This is a genomic window from Terriglobus sp. YAF25, from assembly GCF_052113305.1.
GTDB lineage: Bacteria > Acidobacteriota > Terriglobia > Terriglobales > Acidobacteriaceae > Terriglobus.
The window spans coordinates 1-3,071 of the sequence record NZ_JBFRCY010000795.1; the positions used below are offsets into that span (position 1 = coordinate 1).

The window sequence follows — 3,071 nt, forward strand, 5'->3', positions numbered from 1 at the left end:
GGTATCGCGCAACCGCTAAAACCCTTCAATAAAAGCAGAACGCCGGCGACCATTGGTTGCCGGCGTTTCTTTTAGGCTGTCCAAACCGGGGTCCCCGATGAACTTGCTTCGTTGGGGTGAAGATACGCGAAGCTTATGTGGGTGCATCGAGCGCAGCTCGATCCGTTGCTCAACTTTTGTGGCTTCCTCGCCCACCCTAACGGTGTGAGGGTGGGGCACCCGGATGAGTTTGGCTTTTATGTGAGGTGATGCTCGCGCTTTTCGCGCGCGATACCCCACCCTTCGCGATAGAACTGCGAAGAATGGGGCAGCAAGAATCGTGCCCGCCTCAGATACGTGGGTATCAGGCAAACGAAAAGCCCTCGCCGAAGCGAGGGCTTTCTACGTTCATGTGCTGCAAATCGCTTACTGAACCTTCAGGAAGATGATAACGAAGGTGAACAGAGCCAGGGACTCGATGAAGGCCAGGCCGAGGATCAGGAAGGTGAAGATGCCGGGGCGGGCGCCAGGATTGCGGGCCAGCGCTTCGGCGGCAGAGGCAGTGGCCTTGCCCTGAGCCAGACCGCAGAGGCCAGCGGCGAGGGCCATGCCCAGACCGGCGGCGATGTAGAACAGACCGTTCTTGCCGCCTTCGGCGGTTTGAGCGAACGCGGCAGGCGCCAGCAGAAGAGCGGCGACCGTCATGAACAGATACTGAAGCTTACGCATTGGAGTTACTCCGGGCTTCCGGAATTCCGTCATCAGTGGGTGGTTGAGGTTCACCGTGCTGACCCCCTCACGCTCATGGCGGTGATGCTCCGCATGCGGTGGAAGCCGGTACCGCATGCGTCAAACTTGTCGTTCAGCCGAGGTCTAGTGCTCGTGTGAGACCGCGAGGCTGAGGTAAATCGTGGCCAGCAACATGAAGACGTATGCCTGAATCACGGCGACGCCAAGGTGCAGGCCGAGGAAGACCAGCGGGATACCGATAGGCACCAGCGAGAAAAAGGCCATTGTCAGCAGGTCGCCGGCGAACATGTTCGCGAAGAGACGAACGGTGAGCGAGAGCACGCGGGCGACGTGCGAAACCACCTCGATCAGGAACATCAGGGGGGCCAGCCACCAGACCGGTCCCAGGAACTGCTTGATGTATCCGAAACCGTTGGCCTTGATGCCATGCCAGTGGTAGTAGAAGAAGGTCAGAATCGCCAGCCCCAGCGGCACCACTACATCAGCGGTCGGCGACTCGAGCCCGGGGACCAGGCCCATCAGGTTCGCCAGTAGTATGAACAGGAAGATCGCGGTCAGATAGCCAGTGAACTTCTCATAGCCTCAGAAACTCGGTAAACAGCAACTGGTGAGGCATATCTTGGGGCAAATAACCTGTCTGAAGGACTTCCTAGACGGTCCAGACGCGGGCCAACTTTGCCCCCTCGAACGCTAGAGCGAAAACGCCCAGGCCGAGGCCGGCCGCCAGCGCGTAAACCGAACCATCCAGAAACTTAAGGCTAACATACAGGGCCACTAAAGTGAGCCCCAGGCGTATGAAAAAGCCCGCCAGAACCAAACCAAGTGACCGCCCTTTCTTCACCGTTTCACTGGCATCCATGCGGACCATGACGGCCGTCATGAGCCGGAGCCACTCCCACAGACCGCTGGTGCTGATCACCGCGCCGACCAGCAGCAGAATGGCAGATCGCCATCCCCACTTGAGCCAAACGCCTGTGGCGCCCACCAATGCCAGGATGGTAGCGAGCTTCATGGCGCGCAGGATCAGGCGGCGAAAGTCGTCGTCGGTGTAACTGGCAGCGTCCGGCAGGTTCAATTGTTCCTCTTCATGTAGCGCGAGGCGATGGTATAGATCTGGATGAATCCGCCGGCTGCACCCACCAGGATGCCGACGACCCCAATCCAGTGCGTCCCCAGCTTGGTGTCGATCCAATGGCCGAGCAGCCAGCCCACCAGACACCCGATCGGCAGCGCAAAGGCCAACTGGATGAAGGACTCTGCTTTGACCAGGTCGCCAAGGACGCCTTTCGGCTTGCCGGGGGTGCGATTTTCCTCGCTCATTGCGTGTCCTATTACACCACCACGGAAAAAATTCCGCACGGAAACGCAACTTTCCCTTTAGGTATTGGTCCTTGCGATTGTTGGCGGCACGAATCTGGCACGTTCTGCCAATGTTCCCAACCAGCAGTCCTCCCCCAGGGGAACCGCATACTGCGGTTCCCCTTTGCCGCCTAGCGGAGGCATTTTCCTCGAAATATTGGCGGATATACTTGAGTTTTCAAGTCCTTTTTGAGAAGCGAGTATTCCTTTTGTTCGAATCAGAGTTTGAAGAAAAGCTGTATGGCGAACGCATCGAGACGCTGAAGAAGATCAGCGAGCTCGGCCAGCCGCTCTATCCCAACACCTATCCGGTGACGCTGACCATCCCGGAGGCACGGGTGAAGTTCAGCGCGCTCTCCACTGAAGATCTCGAAGCGCAGAAGCCGCCGGTCGCCATCGCGGGGCGCATCATGGCCATTCGCCTGCAGGGAAAGACCGGCTTTGCGACACTGCAGCAGAATGGCGAGCGCCTGCAGATCTACGTCCGCAAGGACGCGGTCAGCGAAGACCAGTTTTCTCTGTACAAGCTTCTCGATCTCGGCGATCACATCGGCGTGCAGGGTTACATCTTCCGCACCCGCACCGGCGAGCTCACCATTCACGTCGAGTCGCTCAGCTTTCTCACCAAGGCTCTGCTGCCGTTGCCTGACAAGTTCTCCGGCCTGGCCGAAATCGAGACTCGCTATCGCCGCCGCTACCTCGACCTCTTCACCGATACGGGAGACTTCGAGGAACTAGCTCCGGCCGAAGAAGGAGGCGCGCCTCAGCAAGGCCAGCGCCTGCGCGCTCCCTCGCGTGAGGTTTTCTTCAAGCGCGCCAAGGTGCTGCGCGCCATTCGCAACTACTTCGATTCGCGTGGATACATTGAGGTGGAGACCCCGATGATGCAGTCCATCGCGGGCGGAGCGGCGGCACGCCCGTTCCAGACGCATCACAATGCGCTGGACCTGGATCTCTATCTCCGTATCGCTCCGGAGCTCTAT

The 3,071-nt window shown here is 59.1% G+C and carries 4 protein-coding genes and 1 pseudogene; 1 reads left to right on the forward strand and 4 read right to left on the reverse strand.

Translation table 11 applies throughout. From position 1 onward, the window contains the following. Positions 1-405 precede the first annotated feature (405 nt). The 4 genes and pseudogenes from AB4043_RS23790 to AB4043_RS23805 all read right to left on the reverse strand — a co-directional run bounded on the left by AB4043_RS23790 (position 406) and on the right by AB4043_RS23805 (position 2,049). On the reverse strand, positions 406-708 hold the full coding sequence (locus AB4043_RS23790; protein WP_442299427.1) for an ATP synthase F0 subunit C: 303 nt from the start codon (positions 706-708) through the stop codon (positions 406-408). A gap of 144 nt (positions 709-852) precedes the next feature. Further along, positions 853-1,296, reverse strand: a pseudogene (atpB, locus tag AB4043_RS23795) (F0F1 ATP synthase subunit A); the annotation flags it as partial. An 82-nt stretch (positions 1,297-1,378) separates the two neighbouring features. Next, positions 1,379-1,804, reverse strand: coding sequence for an ATP synthase subunit I (locus AB4043_RS23800; RefSeq protein WP_442299425.1), 426 nt, complete (start codon positions 1,802-1,804; stop codon positions 1,379-1,381). Further along, on the reverse strand, positions 1,801-2,049 hold the full coding sequence (locus tag AB4043_RS23805) for an AtpZ/AtpI family protein (protein WP_442299424.1): 249 nt from the start codon (positions 2,047-2,049) through the stop codon (positions 1,801-1,803). The genes AB4043_RS23800 and AB4043_RS23805 overlap by 4 nt, the downstream gene beginning before the upstream one ends. 248 nt (positions 2,050-2,297) lie before the next feature. Between AB4043_RS23805 and AB4043_RS23810 the strand changes: the two genes are divergently transcribed. Next, a partial coding sequence (locus tag AB4043_RS23810; protein ID WP_442308292.1) for an amino acid--tRNA ligase-related protein occupies positions 2,298-3,071 on the forward strand: 774 nt, incomplete at its 3' end.